Source organism: Lentilactobacillus parakefiri, from assembly GCF_002157585.1.
GTDB lineage: Bacteria > Bacillota > Bacilli > Lactobacillales > Lactobacillaceae > Lentilactobacillus > Lentilactobacillus parakefiri.
This window is the reverse complement of the sequence record NZ_BDGB01000112.1, coordinates 1-303: the sequence shown is the minus strand read 5'-3', so window position 1 is coordinate 303 and position 303 is coordinate 1. Positions and strand designations below refer to the sequence as shown.

At 51.5% G+C, this 303-nt stretch carries 1 rRNA gene; it reads right to left on the bottom strand.

Annotated features, from left to right (window positions below):
- A 23S ribosomal RNA gene (locus LPKJCM_RS11430) occupies positions 1-303 on the bottom strand; the annotation flags it as partial.

Genomic DNA, 303 nt, shown 5'->3' with positions numbered 1-303 from the left:
AGCCGAAACTAGCGTTCCGGCTTCAATGGCTCCTACCTATCCTGTACAAGCTGTGTCAACACCCAATATCAAGCTACAGTAAAGCTCCATGGGGTCTTTCCGTCCTGTCGCGGGTAACCTGCTTCTTCACAGGTATCTTAATTTCACCGAGTCTCTCGTTGAGACAGTGCCCAGATCGTTACGCCTTTCGTGCGGGTCGGAACTTACCCGACAAGGAATTTCGCTACCTTAGGACCGTTATAGTTACGGCCGCCGTTTACTGGGGCTTCATTTCTGGGCTTCGCCGAAGCTAACTCATCCACT